The 16,467-nt window shown below is 69.0% G+C and carries 15 protein-coding genes; 11 read left to right on the forward strand and 4 right to left on the reverse strand.

Features of this window, described 5'->3' with window-relative positions; genetic code table 11:
• Positions 1 to 6: 6 nt before the first annotated feature.
• The gene (locus tag G7043_RS42735; protein WP_166054566.1) at positions 7 to 522 is read right to left on the reverse strand and encodes an FKBP-type peptidyl-prolyl cis-trans isomerase; all 516 of its coding nucleotides are present in this window, start codon (positions 520 to 522) and stop codon (positions 7 to 9) included.
• Positions 523 to 995: 473 nt separating this feature from the next.
• Here G7043_RS42735 and G7043_RS42740 point away from each other — a divergent pair, with 473 nt between their 5' ends.
• The 3 genes from G7043_RS42740 to G7043_RS42750 are packed head-to-tail and all read left to right on the forward strand — an operon-like array spanning position 996 to position 3,288.
• Positions 996 to 1,934, forward strand: coding sequence for a hypothetical protein (locus G7043_RS42740; protein WP_242643320.1), 939 nt, complete (start codon positions 996 to 998; stop codon positions 1,932 to 1,934).
• Positions 1,935 to 1,940: 6 nt separating this feature from the next.
• Positions 1,941 to 2,588: a hypothetical protein gene (locus tag G7043_RS42745; RefSeq protein ID WP_166054568.1), complete on the forward strand. Its 648-nt coding sequence runs from the start codon at positions 1,941 to 1,943 to the stop codon at positions 2,586 to 2,588.
• A 49-nt stretch (positions 2,589 to 2,637) separates the two neighbouring features.
• On the forward strand, positions 2,638 to 3,288 hold the full coding sequence (locus G7043_RS42750; RefSeq protein WP_166054569.1) for an HD family phosphohydrolase: 651 nt from the start codon (positions 2,638 to 2,640) through the stop codon (positions 3,286 to 3,288).
• A gap of 3 nt (positions 3,289 to 3,291) precedes the next feature.
• Here the strand turns inward: G7043_RS42750 and G7043_RS42755 are convergent, their stop codons facing one another.
• Positions 3,292 to 3,540, reverse strand: a complete 249-nt coding sequence (locus tag G7043_RS42755; RefSeq protein WP_166054570.1) for a three-helix bundle dimerization domain-containing protein — start codon at positions 3,538 to 3,540, stop codon at positions 3,292 to 3,294.
• A 105-nt stretch (positions 3,541 to 3,645) separates the two neighbouring features.
• On the opposite strand from G7043_RS42755, the gene G7043_RS42760 reads away from it, so the two are divergent.
• Positions 3,646 to 4,461, forward strand: a complete 816-nt coding sequence (locus tag G7043_RS42760) for a hypothetical protein (RefSeq protein WP_166054572.1) — start codon at positions 3,646 to 3,648, stop codon at positions 4,459 to 4,461.
• Positions 4,461 to 5,213: a hypothetical protein gene (locus G7043_RS42765; RefSeq protein WP_166054574.1), complete on the forward strand. Its 753-nt coding sequence runs from the start codon at positions 4,461 to 4,463 to the stop codon at positions 5,211 to 5,213. The genes G7043_RS42760 and G7043_RS42765 overlap by 1 nt, the downstream gene beginning before the upstream one ends.
• Before the next feature lie 4 nt (positions 5,214 to 5,217).
• Here the strand turns inward: G7043_RS42765 and G7043_RS42770 are convergent, their stop codons facing one another.
• Both G7043_RS42770 and G7043_RS42775 read right to left on the reverse strand, forming a co-directional pair.
• Positions 5,218 to 7,119 carry a hypothetical protein gene (locus G7043_RS42770; RefSeq protein WP_166054576.1) on the reverse strand — a complete coding sequence of 634 codons (1,902 nt, stop codon included), beginning with the start codon at positions 7,117 to 7,119 and terminating at the stop codon, positions 5,218 to 5,220.
• 22 nt (positions 7,120 to 7,141) lie between these two features.
• Positions 7,142 to 8,062, reverse strand: coding sequence for a heme o synthase (locus G7043_RS42775; protein WP_166054578.1), 921 nt, complete (start codon positions 8,060 to 8,062; stop codon positions 7,142 to 7,144).
• A 243-nt stretch (positions 8,063 to 8,305) separates the two neighbouring features.
• Here G7043_RS42775 and tkt point away from each other — a divergent pair, with 243 nt between their 5' ends.
• Genes tkt through pgl form a run of 6 tightly spaced genes read left to right on the forward strand, consistent with a single transcriptional unit; the run spans position 8,306 to position 16,452 of the window.
• On the forward strand, positions 8,306 to 10,390 hold the full coding sequence (tkt, locus tag G7043_RS42780) for a transketolase (RefSeq protein ID WP_166054580.1): 2,085 nt from the start codon (positions 8,306 to 8,308) through the stop codon (positions 10,388 to 10,390).
• 4 nt (positions 10,391 to 10,394) lie between these two features.
• Positions 10,395 to 11,507 (forward strand): transaldolase, encoded by a 1,113-nt coding sequence (tal, locus tag G7043_RS42785; RefSeq protein ID WP_166054582.1) that lies wholly within the window; start codon positions 10,395 to 10,397, stop codon positions 11,505 to 11,507.
• A 25-nt stretch (positions 11,508 to 11,532) separates the two neighbouring features.
• Positions 11,533 to 13,119, forward strand: a complete 1,587-nt coding sequence (locus G7043_RS42790) for a glucose-6-phosphate isomerase (protein WP_313888363.1) — start codon at positions 11,533 to 11,535, stop codon at positions 13,117 to 13,119.
• Entirely contained in the window at positions 13,116 to 14,657 is a 1,542-nt protein-coding gene (zwf, locus tag G7043_RS42795) for a glucose-6-phosphate dehydrogenase (protein ID WP_166054585.1), read from the forward strand. Before G7043_RS42790 ends, zwf begins: the two co-directional genes overlap by 4 nt.
• Entirely contained in the window at positions 14,654 to 15,676 is a 1,023-nt protein-coding gene (opcA, locus tag G7043_RS42800) for a glucose-6-phosphate dehydrogenase assembly protein OpcA (RefSeq protein ID WP_166054587.1), read from the forward strand. Before zwf ends, opcA begins: the two co-directional genes overlap by 4 nt.
• Positions 15,673 to 16,452, forward strand: coding sequence for a 6-phosphogluconolactonase (pgl, locus tag G7043_RS42805; RefSeq protein ID WP_166054589.1), 780 nt, complete (start codon positions 15,673 to 15,675; stop codon positions 16,450 to 16,452). The genes opcA and pgl overlap by 4 nt, the downstream gene beginning before the upstream one ends.
• Positions 16,453 to 16,467: the final 15 nt, after the last annotated feature.

Genomic DNA, 16,467 nt, shown 5'->3' on the forward strand with positions numbered 1-16,467 from the left:
TCAACGTCAGGCGGCGGGGGTGACCTTCACGCCGTCGATCACGAAGACGAGGGTCTCGTTGGGCTTGATGCCCTGACCGCCCTGGCCGTACCCCTTGGCGGGCGGCACGACCAGCAGCCGCCGGCCCTTCTCCTTGAGGCCGACGATGCCCTCGTTCCAGCCGTCGATGACCGGCGCGCTGCCGACGTTCTCCACGTCGAACGGCTCGCCGCGCTCGAACGAGCTGTCCAGCACCTTCTTGTCCGAGAACGTCGTGAGCTGGTAGTTGACCGTGGCCGTCGTGCCCGCCTTCACCTCGGCGCCGGTGCCCTGCACCAGGTCCTTGACGATGAGCTCGTCGGTGGGCTTGCACGCGGGGATCTCGACCTTGGGCGCCGACCCGAAATCGCCGGTGACCTTGAAGTCGTCGGCCTTGCAGGGGGCGGTCGGCGCGCCCGTCGAGGGCTGGGCCGAGCTGCCGCAGCCCGCGAGGCCGGTGGCCGCTACGAGCGCCAGGGACGCGATGAGCAGGACGTTGCGCATGGTGGGTGAGCGTATTCGGAGGGCTGTTAGCGCGGTGTAGCAGGTGGGGCTGGGGTGCGGTCCGACCCATCGGGCGTGCGGCCGCGGGCGGGTGGTGTGCTGCGCCTCGCGGACCAACGGCGGGTGGCGCTGAGCGGGCTAAAACACGCGGCGTGGGTGCGTTCGGGTGGGTGGGTCACCCTCATCCGACACGTCGGGCACCGGCCGCGACTGGGTGTCACCGAAGTGCACGAGTACGGGCCGTCGACGGCCTTCAAGGGCGGTTATTCCGGTGCTAAATGTCGCACGAATAGCAGCTTCCTTATCTTTTGACCGACGCGTACAGTAACTCCGCGCACTTGATCGGACACCGACCGCATTCGTCCGTTCGGGTAGCGGCCAATGAGGTGACCCAGGAGGTGGGACACGTGTCCGCGGAGGCCGGAGGCATCCGCAGCAACCTGATCCAGGAGTTGTTTTGGACTCGGACCGGGTTGCTCCTCCTCATACTCGTCACGACGTCGGGTGCGTCGCTGGCCATTTCCAGTCAAATGGATTCCGGGGCACCGAGAAACTTCCTGACGGCGCTGGGCACCGGCACGCTCATATCGGCGGTCGTGAGCTTCACCCAGACGCTCGTCACGTCGAAAACGGCGCAGAAAGCACTACTCGCGCCGGTCGTCGAGGAGAGTCGCCGGGCGCTCAAGGAGCTCAGCGAGGAGTACCGGCTGCTCGACCGGGAGTTCTTCCCCAGCCACGTGTTCGAGCCGACGGCCAAGCCGTCACCCGTCTTCAACCAGCTGATGATGCAGGACCTGGAGCGGACGCGGCTGTACTGCTTCCGCGGCTTCGCCGGGCGGTACGCGGCGGGCAGAGTCCTGTTGTCGCAGACGGAATGCGAGCTCAGGGCCGTGCTGGCGGACCCGCGCGACGACAACGCGATCAGCGGGCGCGCTCGGTACCTGTTGCGCAACGAGGGCGCGGACGGCGACTACGAGGAGATCCAGGCGAGGCTCAAGGAACAGATCCGCATCGGGCTGGTCGGGCTCTACGCGGCGCGCAGCCGGTGCAGCCGGATCGACGTCACGATCGTTTCGGATCCACCGCAGGATCGACTCGAACTGTTCGACGACTGCGCCTGGATCACGCTCTACAGCAACACCGCCGGAGTGCCGAGGCCGTATCCGCGAACGCTCAGGTTCACCGAGAGCTCGTTCCTGTACGCGATGGAACGCGCGGAGTTCCTGCGGATCAGCAATTCCAAGGCCGGCTATCACTTCGTCATCACACCGGGAACGACGAGGACGGACTTCCTGGCGTTGTTCGAGAAGATCACCGGCGAAACACTCACCACAGACGGCTTCGCGGAGCTCGAAGGCAAGTTCCACGCATTCCGTCGCGAATTCTCCGCATCCGCTCAGTTGAGGAGCTGATCGATCTTGCTAGCCGAGTTCACCGGGTTGTCCGCGCTCGAGGAGCTCGCCGCCCGGGTGAAGCGCGCCGAATTTCCCGTCGTGGACCACTGGACCGACGTCGGTACGTGGTTTGGCGAATGGGCGGCGCGGCCGGATCTGCGCAAGGAGCTTCGTGCGTACATCGACGGGCTCACGCCCCAGGAGGCGACCTGGGTGATCGCGCATTCCCGGGAGACGACGACGCACTTCGCGTGGTGCTTGAGGGACGAACCGGACGAACCGTTCACGTTCTGGTTGCACGAGTACAAACCGCTGACGGACTGGCGGGCCGGCTACGCGGACTCGGTCCACAACCACCGGTACCACTTCTGCACCACCATCCTGAGCGGCGCCTACCTGCACGAACGTTTTGACGCCCGGCTCGGCCTCGGCGGTCGCACGATCGTCGCCACGGAGCTCACGAAACGCACTCAGTGCACCGAGGGCACCACGGGCACGTTGCTCGCGCACGAGTTCCACCGCATCCCACGCGCGGCGGAGGGGACCATGACGTTCCTCGTCAAGTCGCGTGCCGTCACGCCGTGGAGCCTCAGCTACGACCCGGACACCGGGATCAGCCACCGGCACGTGCCGGTCGAGGACCGACTGGAGGATCTGACGAACAACCTGTAAACGCTCCGGCACGCGCCTACCATCAGCCCACCCGGTGGGAGGGCTGATGATGCGTACGCGCACAACGATTCCTAGGTCTGTCATCGCGGACGTGGAGCAGCGCGTGAGGCGGCTGTGCGAGGACCTGGCCGCGAAGCTGCAGTTCCACGGCTGGCACCACGTGAGCTTCGTCCGCGACAAGTCCGTGCACTTCGCCGAGCGCAACGGCGCCGCGAGGGACGTCGTCGAGATCGCCGCCCTGGTCCACGACCTCAACTACATGGTCCGCCGCAACTCGCTGCCGACCGACGGCGAGGCGCTGCGCCGGAAGGTCCTGTTCGTCTCGGGCGTCTGCGTCGGCGACATCGAGTGGATCGAGAAGATCGTCCTCGAGGCCGAGATGCGCACCCGCAGCCGCGACATCTCACTGGAGGCGCAGGCGCTCTCCGACGCGGACACGCTGTTCAAGGCGCTCCCCGTCACGCCGGTCGTGCTGGCGCACAAGTACCTGCAGGAGAACGGCATCACGCTCCGCGAGCTCGCGTACAAGATCGTGGGCGAGCAGGTGGGCAAGGCCGACGAGGGCTACTACTTCTACGACGCGGAAGCCACCGCGACCTACACCAAGTGGGCCGAGACCAACCTCCTGCTGTGGCAGTGCATCGTGGAGTCCCTCGACGACCCGTGCGTCGAGGACCTGCTGACCAAGGTGGTCTCCTAGAGGTCACCGCGCCGGCGTGAGACCAGCTGTCTGCTGAATCGGCATCTGAACACCAACGGCCGTGAGCGCGAGCTCGCGGGCGGCGCGGCGTGCGGTCAGCACGGCGAGATGGGCGTGCACGGTCGAGGTGCGGCTGAGGTCTTCGTACGCTGCCGCGGCGGCCTCGAAGATCACCTCGGCCGCCACCCGGTCACCGAAGCGGTGGGTCAGGTCCGCCATCGCCTGACGTAGTTGCGCGTCCGAGTTCAGCATGCCTGCGAAAACGCCCACAGACCCCCAGCGGTTCACCGAAGACGACGATTCACCCGCCAGGACGCGTTACGGTCGGGCGGGCGGAGGCGTTGATCAGAGGTGGGGATGAACGACGACCAGGTTCGCAACGAGATCAACGAGAACGCCGTGATCATCGGCCCGGTGGTGCAGGCGGGCACGTTCACCGGGGAGATCCACCACCACCCGGCCCCTCGGCAACCGTTGGACCTGCTCACCCTGCGGCAATGGGTCGAGCGCGTCGCGGCCGAGCACAGCGGGACTGATCGAAAACAGGCGGCACAGCTCGACCACGTCCGGGCCGAGCTGGCCGACCCCGCGACGAAGGACGCCGTGCGGCGCCTCATGATCGCCGGTCTGGTCGGCTACCTCGCCCGGCCGGGCGAACCGCCGCAGCAGCCGGTGGCGGGCCAGATCCTGCTCGACCTGGTCGTTTTCGCGGTGTGGCCGGTGGTGACCGCCAAGAAGCTGCCGCCCGGCTGGGAGGGCGATCTCGCCCAGCTCACCTCACCCCGGCTCGCGGTGCTCGTGCAACGCGCACGGTTCGAACGCCACTCCGCCGAAGCCTTCACGCGCGACGTGGCGAACGGGGCGCTCTCCTCGGCGATCACCGCGCTGTTCGACGACCTGGCCGATCCGCGCCGCGGCGGCGCGCTGCTCACGGCACTCGCGCTGGCCGGTGGGCTCGAAGCGCCGCCGACCGGCAGGGGAGCCGGCCGCAAGGTCGCGGTGTGGGCGCTCGTCATCGCGGGCGGCGCCACGCTCGCCCACGCGCTGCGGCAGCGCGACTCCCGCGCCGCCAAGCTGATCGGCGAGGTGATCATCGCCCTCCCCGACGCCGCCGCGGACCCGCTCGACCTCGCCGACGTGGTGACGGACGTGCTGAACTGGCTGGTGAACTGATGACCCTCGATCTCCTGCTCGCGGCGGGGACGCTCGCGCTGAAGGTCATCTTCTACGGCACGCTCGGGTTCTACCTCACGACGCTGGGCAATCCGGGCGCGCTGCGTCAGTCCGTGCTGACGGTCGGGGCGCTCGACAGGTGGCCCTCGACCGCCCTCTTCCGCTGGCGCACGGGCGTCCGGCACCCGTACAGCCTCCCCGATCCCTGGACCGCACCGGATCGGGACGGCTACGTGGTCGTCGTCTACAACCACAAGACCGGGGAGGAGGACGAGGTCCCCGGCGTGCTGCACCTGGCCAAGTACTGCCCGACCTACCCGATGTGGCCGAAGAAGAGGGCGCAGACCAAGGCCAGGATGCTGCGGACGGCACGGATCACCCTCCTGGTCCGGGTGTTCTTCTTCGTCGTGTTCTTCCTGGGTGCGTTCGCCGCGCTCACCTGGCTGACGTTCACCCACGACTGGCGCTGGTCGATCGCCCTGGGAGTGCTCGCCGTCCACCAGCTCGCCTTCTACCGCGCGAACACCTACTTCGTCTGGCTGAAGTGGTGGCTGCTCCTCGTGATCGGCATCGGCACGTGGGTGTACCAGCGCGGCGAGCCGTTCGAGACGTCCGCGATCTGCGTGGTGGGCGTGGTGCTCACCCTCGCGATCCTGGGCCAGTGGCACATGGCGACGAGCCCGAGTTTCGAGCGCATGCGCAACATGGAGCACGGTCCCTTCGACCCGCGCCGCCAGCGCAAGCCGTGGTGACGACTCAGCGCAGCCGCAGGTCCGCACCCGCGTGCAACGCATACGCGAGCCCCAGGACGTTGCCTCGGCCGAGCATCTCCCAGCGGGTCTGCCGCAACGCCTCCCCCGCGGGCATCCCCTCGGCCAGCCGGGCGAGCAGCATGCCGCTCACCCACCCCGCCATGCCCTGGTCGACCGCCACCTCCGGGCAGATCACGCCCGCGGCACCCGCCCCGTTCACGAAGGCGTCCACGAGATCGGCCGACGGTGACGTCGTCACGACCAACGGCCGGTGCGGCCACGGCTCGACCTCGAAGGCCTCCAGGACGCCCTCGTCGTAGACCAGGTGCAGCACGTCCGCGCGCTCGTCCGTCAACGCCCTGGCCAGCCCCGCCGGGCTGACGTAGGCCGACGAGATCGACTCCGGCGGCAGGTACGACATCAGCTCGGCCACGTGCCGCTGGGTGAGCGTCCGGTCCAGCGCGGGATCGACGGCCAGTGCCACCGAGACCGGGCGCGTCCCAGGCGCGACCTGCCAGGCAGGCGGCCCCGCTGGCTGCTCCAGCACGCTCGAAAGGCCCCAGAAACCGAAGGGGCACAACATGTTCCCGCTGTGGTCCGGTTCCGGGCACTGCGCCGGCACAGGTCCCCCGGCACCGAACGGCCCGAACCGCGCCACGGACGTGCACAGCCGGTACGGCCCCTCGGTGAACGGCAGGTCGTAGACGAGCGCCCACGGCACCCGCGTCCGCCCGGCCACCGTGATCACCCCGCCGCGCCGGACCACCGCACCCAGCCGTCCGTGCAGCTCGGCACCCCGCACGGCGGCAGCGGCGAGGTCCGCGCAGTATGCCGGGAAGTCCTTGCCGTACCAGGGATCCAGCCCCGACACCGGGGGCAGCGAGCAGTCACCGTCCAGGCTGATCCACGACGGCACACCACCGGTGGCGACCAGCGCCCGTTCCCCGAGCACCAGGATCGACGCCACCCGTGACGACAACGGCGCGAGATCGGCGAACGTCCGCGACAACCGGAACCGGAGCCTGGCCTGGGACTTCCCCGCCCCGACCGGCAGCACGACCCGCTGGACGTGCACCGGCACCACACCGCGATAGACGACCAGCTCACCGCTCCACGGCACCGACGCGTACGGCGTGGTCACCGGGAAGCTCACCCACGGACTGGACCCCTCCGCCGGCAGCACGAACGACTCGGCCTGCACCTCGCGCCCGGACATGCCGAGCACCGCCCGCAGCTCCAGGTCGCCCGGCAGCGCGGAGAGATGGTCCCCGACCCGCACCCACACCTCGTAGGAGGCACCGGGCCGCAACACCCCCGCGATCCCCTCGGTCGCGCCGGGCAACGCCACCACGACCGACACCGCGCGATCCTCGACCACGACCGGCTCCGGCAAGGCGGTGTAGCGGACCATCCGGCGCCGTTCCAGCTCACCGAACTGCCAGAGGGCGTCCTCGACCCGGCCCTCGCCCGGACCGGACGGCACCGCGAGCACCACGTGCGGCGCGCTCCACCCCATCAGCACCGACGCGGAGTCCACTCCGGACACCCACGTGTGCGCGGCGGTGAACAGCAGGACCGGCCGCACCCGGCGCAGCGACTGCACGACCGCGGTGGTGTCCCACGAGCGCGTGTCGTGCAGCGCCACCACCTCCCCGGGCACGTCCGTGATCGACGGCAGTTCGGCGGGCGAGGAGAAGTGCCGCAGGTCCAGCACCGCGATCTTGAGCGTCCGCACGCGCGTGGCGACCGCGGTGGAGGCGGCCTGACCAGGCACGAGTCCCTTGCTGACCAGCGCCCAGCCGGCCGGATCGGTCAGGACGACGAACGACCTGGCAGGAACGAACGCGGCCGCGAAGTCCAGTGGCGAGCCTTCACCACCGGTGACGGTGAACTCAACGGGCGCCACAGCCGTACGACTTGAGGTGCAGCTAGAACGGCCAGCCAAGCACCGGCAACCCGACCACGGCGTCCACGGCGAGACCGCAGAACACGAGCATCAGGTAGAGGTTCGACATGTGGAAGAACTTCATGGTGTTCGTGGACCCGCCGCGGCGGACAACGTTGTGCAACTTGTGCGCGAAGACGGCGAACCACACGCCGGACAGGGCCGCCACCGCCACGTAGATCCACGAGGTCACGGGGGCGAGGGCGAGGGTGCAGACGACGGTGATCCAGCTGTAGATGACGATCTGCCGCGTCACCTGCTGAGCTGTGGCCACCACGGGCAGCATCGGCACACCTGCGCGCGCGTAGTCCTCCTTGAACTTCATGGCGAGGGCCCAGGTGTGCGGCGGAGTCCAGAAGAAGATGACGCCGAACATCACGAGGGCCGGCCACTCCACCGTGCCCGTCACCGCGCTCCAGCCGATGATCACCGGCATGCAGCCCGCCATGCCGCCCCAGATGATGTTCTGGGAGGTCCGGCGCTTGAGGACCAGCGTGTAGACGAAGATGTAGAAGAGGATGGTCGCCACCGCGAACGCGGCCGACATCAGGTTGACGAAGATCCACAGGAACGCGAACGAGACGACGCCGAGCACGATGCCGAAGATCAGGGCGTTGCGCGGCGGGATGGCGTTCTGCGCGAGCGGCCGGGCCGTCGTCCGCTTCATGACCGAGTCGATGTCGGCGTCGACGAAGCAGTTGAGGGCATTTGCCGACCCCGCGGCGAGGGTGCCGCCGGTGAGCGTGCAGGCGATCAGCCAGAGCGGCGGGAGGCCGTGCTGGGCGAGCAGCATCGCGGGGATCGTGGTGATCAGCAGGAGCTCGATGACCCGCGGTTTGGTCAGCGCCACGTAGGCGCCCACGACCTGGCGAGGCGACCGGGGCGCCTCGAGGACGGCACTCATCGCGGGGACGCTCCTCGTGTTGAGACAGGTGTGAAATCCAGCGACTGATGGTAACCGCGCAAAGAATTCACAGCCCGTTCGGGTGCTGGTGTGCCCCGGCACACACCCACCTGAGACCTTTCAGAGCAACATCTGAATCTCTCAGGACTAGGCTGGCCGGTGGACGAGGGAGAAACGCGGGTCAGCCTGTTCGGGATCGATCAAGCCTGCCCGCCCTAGCGACAAGAGTGGAGCTGTAAGTCCGTGACCGTCACCGACGACATCACCCGGCTCACCAAGGCCGATCTGCCGGACGACTGGACCGAACTCGACAAGCGCGCTGTCGACACCGCGCGCCTGCTCGCGGCGGACGCCGTGCAGAAGGTCGGCAACGGGCACCCCGGCACCGCGATGAGCCTCGCGCCGCTGGCGTACACGCTGTTCCAGCGCGTCCTGCGGCACGACCCCGCCGACCCGGACTGGATCGGCCGCGACCGGTTCGTGCTGTCCGCGGGCCACTCCAGCCTCACGCTGTACGTGCAGCTGTACCTCTCCGGCTACGGCCTGGAGCTGGACGACCTGAAGGCGTTGCGCACCTGGGGTTCCCAGACCCCCGGCCACCCGGAGCACGGGCACACCAGGGGCGTCGAGATCACCACGGGTCCGCTGGGCTCCGGCCTCGCCTCCGCCGTCGGCATGGCCATGGCCGCCCGCCGCGAGCGCGGCCTGTTCGATCCGGACGCCGCGCAGGGTCAGAGCCCGTTCGACCACCACATCTACGTGATCGCCTCCGACGGTGACATCGAGGAGGGCGTCACCTCCGAGGCCTCGTCGCTGGCTGGCACGCAAGCGCTCGGCAACCTGGTCGTCTTCTACGACGACAACAAGATCTCCATCGAGGACGACACGACGATCGCGCTGTCCGAGGACACCGCGAAGCGCTACGAGGCCTACGGCTGGCACGTCCAGGTCGTCGAGTCCGGCGAGAACGTCAAGGGCATCCTCGAGGCGATCGAGAACGCCAAGGCCGAGACCGAGCGCCCCTCGTTCATCCTGCTGCGCACGATCATCGGCTACCCGGCGCCGAACAAGCAGAACACCGGTGCCGCGCACGGTGCCGCGCTCGGCGCCGACGAGGTCAAGGCCACGAAGGAGATCCTCGGCTTCGACCCCGAGCAGACCTTCGAGGTCACCGACGAGGTCATCAACCACACCCGCGAGGTCGTCAAGCGCGGCGAGCACGCCAAGGCGCAGTGGCAGTCGTCCTTCGACGCGTGGGCTTCGGCCAACCCGGAGAACAAGAAGCTGCTCGACCGCCTGATCGCGCGTCAGCTGCCCGAGGGCTGGGCGGACGCGCTGCCGGTCTACCCGGTCGACGCCAAGGGCGTGCCGACCCGCAAGGCCTCCGGCGAGGTGATCAACGCGCTCGCCGGCGCGCTGCCCGAGCTGTGGGGCGGTTCGGCCGACCTGGCCGAGTCGAACCTGACGACCATCAAGGGTGCCAAGTCGTTCGGCCCGGAGTCGATCTCCACCGGCATGTGGAAGGCCGACCCGTACGGCCGCGTGCTGCACTTCGGTGTCCGCGAGCACGCCATGGGCGCCATCCTCAACGGCATCGCGCTGCACGGCCCGACCCGTCCGTTCGGTGGCACGTTCCTCGTGTTCTCCGACTACATGCGCCCGTCCGTGCGGCTGGCCGCGATCATGCAGGCCGCCGTCACGTACGTGTGGACGCACGACTCCATCGGCCTGGGCGAGGACGGCCCGACGCACCAGCCGATCGAGCACCTCGCGGCCCTGCGCGCGATCCCGGACTTCGCGGTCGTCCGTCCTGGCGACGGCAACGAGACCGCGTTCGCCTGGAAGGCCGTGCTGGAGCAGCTCGGCCCGGTCGGTCTCGCGCTGACCCGCCAGAACGTGCCGACGCTGCCGGGTACCTCCGCCGAGGGCGTGAAGCGCGGTGGTTACGTGCTCTTCGGTGACGAGAACCCCGAGGTCGTGATCATCGGCACGGGCTCCGAACTGCAGATGGCCTACGAGGCTGGAAAGGTTCTGCAGGGCGAGGGCGTTGCAGTGCGTGTGGTCTCCATGCCGTCGCTCGACTGGTTCGAGAAGCAGGACGCCGAGTACCGCGAGTCGGTCATCCCGTCGTCGGTGAAGGCGCGCGTCGCGGTCGAGGCCGGCATCGCGCAGCCGTGGTACCGCCACGTCGGCGACGCGGGCGAGATCGTGTCGATCGAGCACTTCGGCGCCTCGGCCGACTACCAGACGTTGTTCAAGGAGTTCGGCTTCACGACGGAGAACGTCGTCGCCGCCGCACGCCGTTCCCTTGACCGAGTGAGGGGTTAAGAAGTTGAGCAAGCCGAATCTCGCCGCACTGTCCGGCGCCGGTGTCTCGATCTGGCTGGACGACCTGTCCCGTGAGCGGCTCACCAGCGGCAACCTGGACGAGCTGATCCGCGACTGGAACGTTGTCGGTGTCACGACGAACCCGACGATCTTCGCGGGCGCGCTCTCGAAGGGCGAGTCGTACGACGAGCAGGTCCGCGAGCTCGCCAACCGGGGCGCCGACACCGAGGCGACCATCCGCGAGGTCACCACGACCGACGTGCGCAACGCGTGCGACAAGTTCCGCGACATCTACAACTCGACGAACGGTGTGGACGGCCGCGTCTCCATCGAGGTCGACCCGCGCCTCGCGTTCGACACGGACAAGACCGTGGCCGAGGCGCAGGACCTGTGGAAGACCGTGGACCGGCCGAACCTGCTGGTGAAGATCCCGGCCACCGAGGCCGGCCTGCCCGCGATCACCAAGACGATCGCCGAGGGCATCAGCGTCAACGTCACGCTGATCTTCTCCACCGAGCGCTACCAGGCCGTCATGGACGCCTACATCGCCGGCCTGGAGCAGGCCAAGGCGAACGGCCACGACCTGCGCTCGATCCACTCGGTCGCGTCGTTCTTCGTGTCCCGGGTGGACACCGAGATCGACAAGCGGCTGGACGCGATCGGCACGGACGAGGCCAAGGCACTGCGCGGCAAGGCGGCTCTCGCCAACGCGTGGATCGCCTACGGAGCGTTCGAGAAGACGTTCCAGGGTGCGCGCTGGGAGGCGTTGAAGGCCGACGGCGCCAACGCGCAGCGTCCGCTGTGGGCGTCGACCGGTGTGAAGGACCCGAGCTACTCCCCCACCCTCTACGTCGACCAGCTCGTCGTCGCCGACGTCGTGAACACGATGCCGGAGAAGACGCTGCACGCCGTCGCCGACGCGGGCAAGATCGCGGGTGACACGGTCACCGGACGCGCTGCCGAGGGCCAGGAGGTGTTCGACCAGCTCGCCGCCGTGGGAATCGACCTCGAGGACGTGTTCAAGGTCCTCGAGACCGAGGGCGTCGAGAAGTTCGAGAAGTCCTGGGAAGAGTTGCTCGAGACGGTGACGAACCAACTGGCTCAACTGAAGGGCTGATCACGAAGTGACCTCCGTCGAAATCGTGAGGTCACCGAACGCCGACCAGGTCAGCATCATCGCTGCTGACCTGGTCGCGGATTCGGTGCCGAGCAAGCTGACCGCGCAGGACCCGACCCTGTGGGGGCCGGAAGCCGAGTCCGAGGCGAGCATCCGCCTCTCGTGGACGACGTTGCACGAGACGTCCCGAGCACTGCTCCCCGAGCTCGTGGCCCTGCGCGCCGATCTGCACGCCGAGGGCGTCGACCGCGTGGTGCTCGCCGGAATGGGTGGCTCGTCGCTGGCCCCCGAGGTGATCACGCGGACGCAGAACGTGCCGCTGATCGTGCTGGACACCACCGATCCCGCCCAGGTCGCCGACGCTCTCGCCGGTGATCTCGAGCGCACGGTGATCGTGGTGTCGTCCAAGTCCGGTGGGACCGTCGAGACCGACAGCCACCGGCGCATCTTCGAGAAGGCTTTCGCGGACGCGGGCATCGACGCCGCATCGCGCATCGTAGTGGTCACCGACCCCGGTTCGCCGTTGCAGAAGGCGTCCGAGGAAGCGGGCTACCGCAAGGTGTTCCTGGCCGACCCGAACGTCGGTGGCCGGTACTCGGCGCTGACCGCGTTCGGTCTCGTGCCGTCGTACCTGGCCGGCGCCGACGTCGAGTCGCTGCTCGACGAGGCGGCCGAGGTCGCGAAGCTGGTGTCGCAGGACTCGGTCGAGAACCCCGCGGTGGTCCTGGCCGCGATCTTCGGCGCCGCGCACGCGAACGGCGCCGAGAAGATCGTGTTCGCCGACACGGGGTCCGGCATCGTCGGGTTCGGTGACTGGGCCGAGCAGCTGATCGCCGAGTCGACCGGCAAGAACGGCACCGGCCTGCTGCCGGTCGTCGTCGAGGGCCCCGGCGCCCCCGGTTTCGTGGACGCGCGCAGCGACGCCACCACCGTGGCGATCGGACCGGCCACCGGTTCCGCGAACGTCGCGGTCGAGGGCAAGCTCGGCGCGCAGATGCTGCTGTGGGAGTACGCGACCGCGCTCGTCGGCCGGGTGCTCGGCATCAACCCGTTCGACCAGCCCGACGTCGAGGCCGCGAAGAAGGCCGCCCGCGCACTGCTCGACGCGCCGGTCGCCTCCTCCTCGGCACCGTCCTTCGTGGACGGACCGGTCGAGGGCCACGGCACCGACTGGGCTCCGCGCAAGGTCAACACCGTCGCGGAAGCGCTGGCGGCGCTGGTCGAAGTGGCGCCCGACCACGGCTACATCTCGGTTCAGGCGTACTTGGACAGGATCGACGACGCGTCGTTCGCGTTGCTCCGGGCGGAGATCGCGAAGCGGACGCACCTGCAGACCACCTTCGGCTGGGGTCCGCGCTTCCTGCACTCGACCGGCCAGTACCACAAGGGCGGTCACCAGAACGGCGTGTTCATCCAGATCACCGGCGCGTCCGGCGACGACCTGGAGGTGCCCGGCCGTCCCTACACGCTCGCGCAGCTGCAGCTCGCGCAGGCGCTCGGTGACGGTCAGGTGCTGATCGAACACGGTCGCCCGGTGCTGCGGCTTCACCTCGAAGACCGCATCGCAGGTCTGGCCCAGCTCGTCGAGGCAGTCCAGGAGGACGGTTCGTGACCGCATCCGACAAGTGGCGCAACCCGCTGCGGGACGCGCGCGACAAGCGCCTGCCCCGCATCGCGGGCCCGAGCGCGCTGGTCATCTTCGGCGTCACCGGTGACCTGTCGCGCAAGAAGCTCATGCCCGCGATCTACGACCTCGCGAACCGGGGTCTGCTGCCGCCGGGCTTCGGTCTCGTCGGCTTCGCCCGCCGCGACTGGGCCGACCAGGACTTCATGAAGGTCGTCCACGACGCGGTGAAGGAGCACGCGCGGACGCCGTTCAACGAGGCGGTCTGGCAGCAGCTCGCCGAGGGCATCCGGTTCGTGCAGGGCACGTTCGACGACGACCAGTCGTTCGACAACCTCGCGTCGTGCCTCGCGGCTCTGGACGCCGAGCGCGGCACGGGCGGCAACCACGCGTTCTACCTGTCGATCCCGCCGGGCGCGTTTCCGACGGTGGTCAACCAGCTCAAGCGCGCGGGCCTCGCCCAGACGGCACCGGACCAGTGGCGCCGGGTCGTCATCGAGAAGCCGTTCGGTCACGACCTCGCTTCCGCCAAGGAGCTCAACCGCACGGTCAACGAGGTCTTCCCCGAGGAGTCGGTGTTCCGCATCGACCACTACCTCGGCAAGGAGACCGTGCAGAACATCCTGGCGCTGCGGTTCGCGAACCAGCTGTACGAACCCATCTGGAACGCGAACTACGTCGACCACGTGCAGATCACCATGGCCGAGGACATCGGTCTCGGTGGCCGCGCGGGGTACTACGACGGCATCGGTGCGACGCGCGACGTCATCCAGAACCACCTGCTGCAGCTGCTCGCGCTGATCGCGATGGAGGAGCCGGTCTCCTTCAAGCCGTCGGACCTGCGGGCGGAGAAGGTGAAGATCCTCTCGGCGACGCGGCCCGCGGGCCCGTTCGAGGAGACCACCGCGCGCGGCCAGTACTCCGGTGGCTGGCAGGGCGGTCAGAAGGTGCCCGGTCTGCTGGAGGAGGGCGGTTTCTCGCCCGAGTCGAAGACCGAGACGTTCGGCGCGATCACCTGCGAGATCAACACCCGTCGCTGGGCCGGGGTGCCGTTCTACCTGCGCACCGGCAAGCGCCTGGGCCGTCGCGTCACCGAGGTGGCGGTCGTGTTCAAGCGGGCGCCGCACCTGCCGTTCGACGACACCGCGACCGAGGAGCTCGGGCAGAACGCCCTGGTGGTCCGGGTGCAGCCGGACGAGGGCGTGACGATCCGGTTCGGGTCGAAGGTGCCGGGCAACACCATGGAGGTCCGCGACGTCACGATGGACTTCGGTTACGGCCACTCGTTCACCGAGTCGTCGCCGGAGGCCTACGAGCGGCTGCTGCTCGACGTGCTGCTCGGTGAGCCGTCGCTGTTCCCGAAGAACGACGAGGTCGAGCTCTCCTGGGAGATCCTCGACCCGGTGCTGGAGTTCTGGGCGCGCAAGGACGAACCAGCTTTGGAAAAGTACAAGGCCGGTACGTGGGGGCCGCCGTCGGCGGACGCGATGACGGCTCGGACCGGAAGGCACTGGAGGCGTCCGTGATCATCGACCTGCCCTCGACCACCACCTCCCAGATCAACTCGCGGTTGGTTCGTCTGCGTGACGAAGGCGGCGCGACCACTCTGGGCCGGGTGCTGACCCTGGTCATCGTGACCGAGGACGGCCAGCGCACCGACGCCGCGATCGACGCGGCCAACGACGCCTCCCGCGAACACCCGTGTCGCGTGATCGTCGTGGCCCGCGGCGCTCGTCAGGCGGCACCTCGCCTGGACGCGCAGATCCGCGTCGGCGGCGACGCGGGTGCGTCCGAGGTCGTTGTTCTTCGTCTGTACGGAGAACTGGCCAAGGAAGGCGCCTCGTGTGTCATGCCGCTGCTGCTGCCGGACACCCCGGTCGTGGCGTGGTGGCCGTTCGACGCGCCGATCTCCCCGTCCAAGGACCCGATCGGCCAGCTCGCGCAGCGCCGCATCACCGACGCGGCCGCGGAGAAGAACCCGATCAAGGCCCTGGAGTCCCGCAAGGCGCACTACGCGCCGGGCGACACGGACCTGGCGTGGACGCGTCTGACGTTGTGGCGCGCCATGCTCGCGGCTTCGCTGGACCTGCCGCCGTACGAGAAGATCACCGAGGCCGAGGTGACCGGCGAGGCCGACTCGCCGTCCACGGATCTTCTGGCAGCCTGGCTGACGGACAAGCTGAAGGTGCCCGCGAAGCGCTACAAGGCGACTTCGGGCGAAGGCATCGTGCAGGTCAAGCTGGACCGCGCGTCCGGTGCCGTCGACCTGATCCGCCCGGACGGCAAGGTGGGCACGCTCTCGCAGCCCGGCCAGCCGTCGCGCCGGGTGGCGTTGCAGCGTCGTTCGGTCCGCGACTGCCTCGCCGAGGAACTGCGCCGGCTCGACCCCGACGAGGTCTACGCGGCGGCGTTGAAGTCGCTGTCGAAGATCGCGAAGGGCCGCACGCCCGCGCCGAAGCCCGCCGACGATGCTGCCGCTGCCGAGGAGTCTGCTGCCAACGGCAAGGCAGCTCCGAAGAAGTCGAAGGCGAAGGCGAGTTCGTGAGCAATCCGCAGGTAGTGGTCCACCGCGACGGCGACCTCCTGGCCGCCGCCGCGGCGGCCCGCCTGGTCACCCGCATGGTCGACGCCCAAGCCGCCCGCGGCTACGCGTCGGTCGTGCTGACCGGCGGCCGCACCGGCACCGCCGTGCTGGAGCACCTGAACCGCAACGCCGCCCGTGACGCCGTGGACTGGTCCCGCGTGGACCTTTACTGGGGCGACGAGCGTTTCCTGCCTTCCGGTCACGCGGATCGCAACGAGACGCAGGCACGCGCGGCGCTGCTGGACCACGTGCCGGTGGATCCCGCGCGCGTGCACGTGATGGAGCCTTCGGACGGCAAGTTCGGCGACGACCCCGAGGCAGCCGCCGAGGCCTACGCCTCACTGCTGGCCTCCCTGGCCCGTCCCGAAGACCACGGCGACGTGCCGACGTTCGACGTGTGTCTGCTGGGCGTGGGCGAAGAGGGCCACGTGGCGTCGGTGTTCCCCGCTTCTCCTGCTGTCTACGAGAAGGAACGGACCGTCGTCGCCGTCCGCAACTGCCCGAAGCCACCGCCCACGCGCGTGTCGCTGACGCTGTCGTCGGTGCGCCGCGCCCAGGAGGTGTGGCTGATGACCACCGGTGGTGCCAAAGCCGCCGCGGTGGCCATGGCTCTCTCGGGTGCGGGCGAGGTCCAGCTCCCGGCCGCGGGTGCCACCGGCCGCCGTCGCACGTTGTGGCTGCTGGACTCGGCCGCCGCCTCCGCGGTGCCCACCCTGTTCAAACCGCCCCTGGCCTGATTTTGTGCCATGGGG

It is taken from the genome of Lentzea alba (genome assembly GCF_011067745.1).
GTDB classification, from domain to species: domain Bacteria; phylum Actinomycetota; class Actinomycetes; order Mycobacteriales; family Pseudonocardiaceae; genus Lentzea; species Lentzea alba.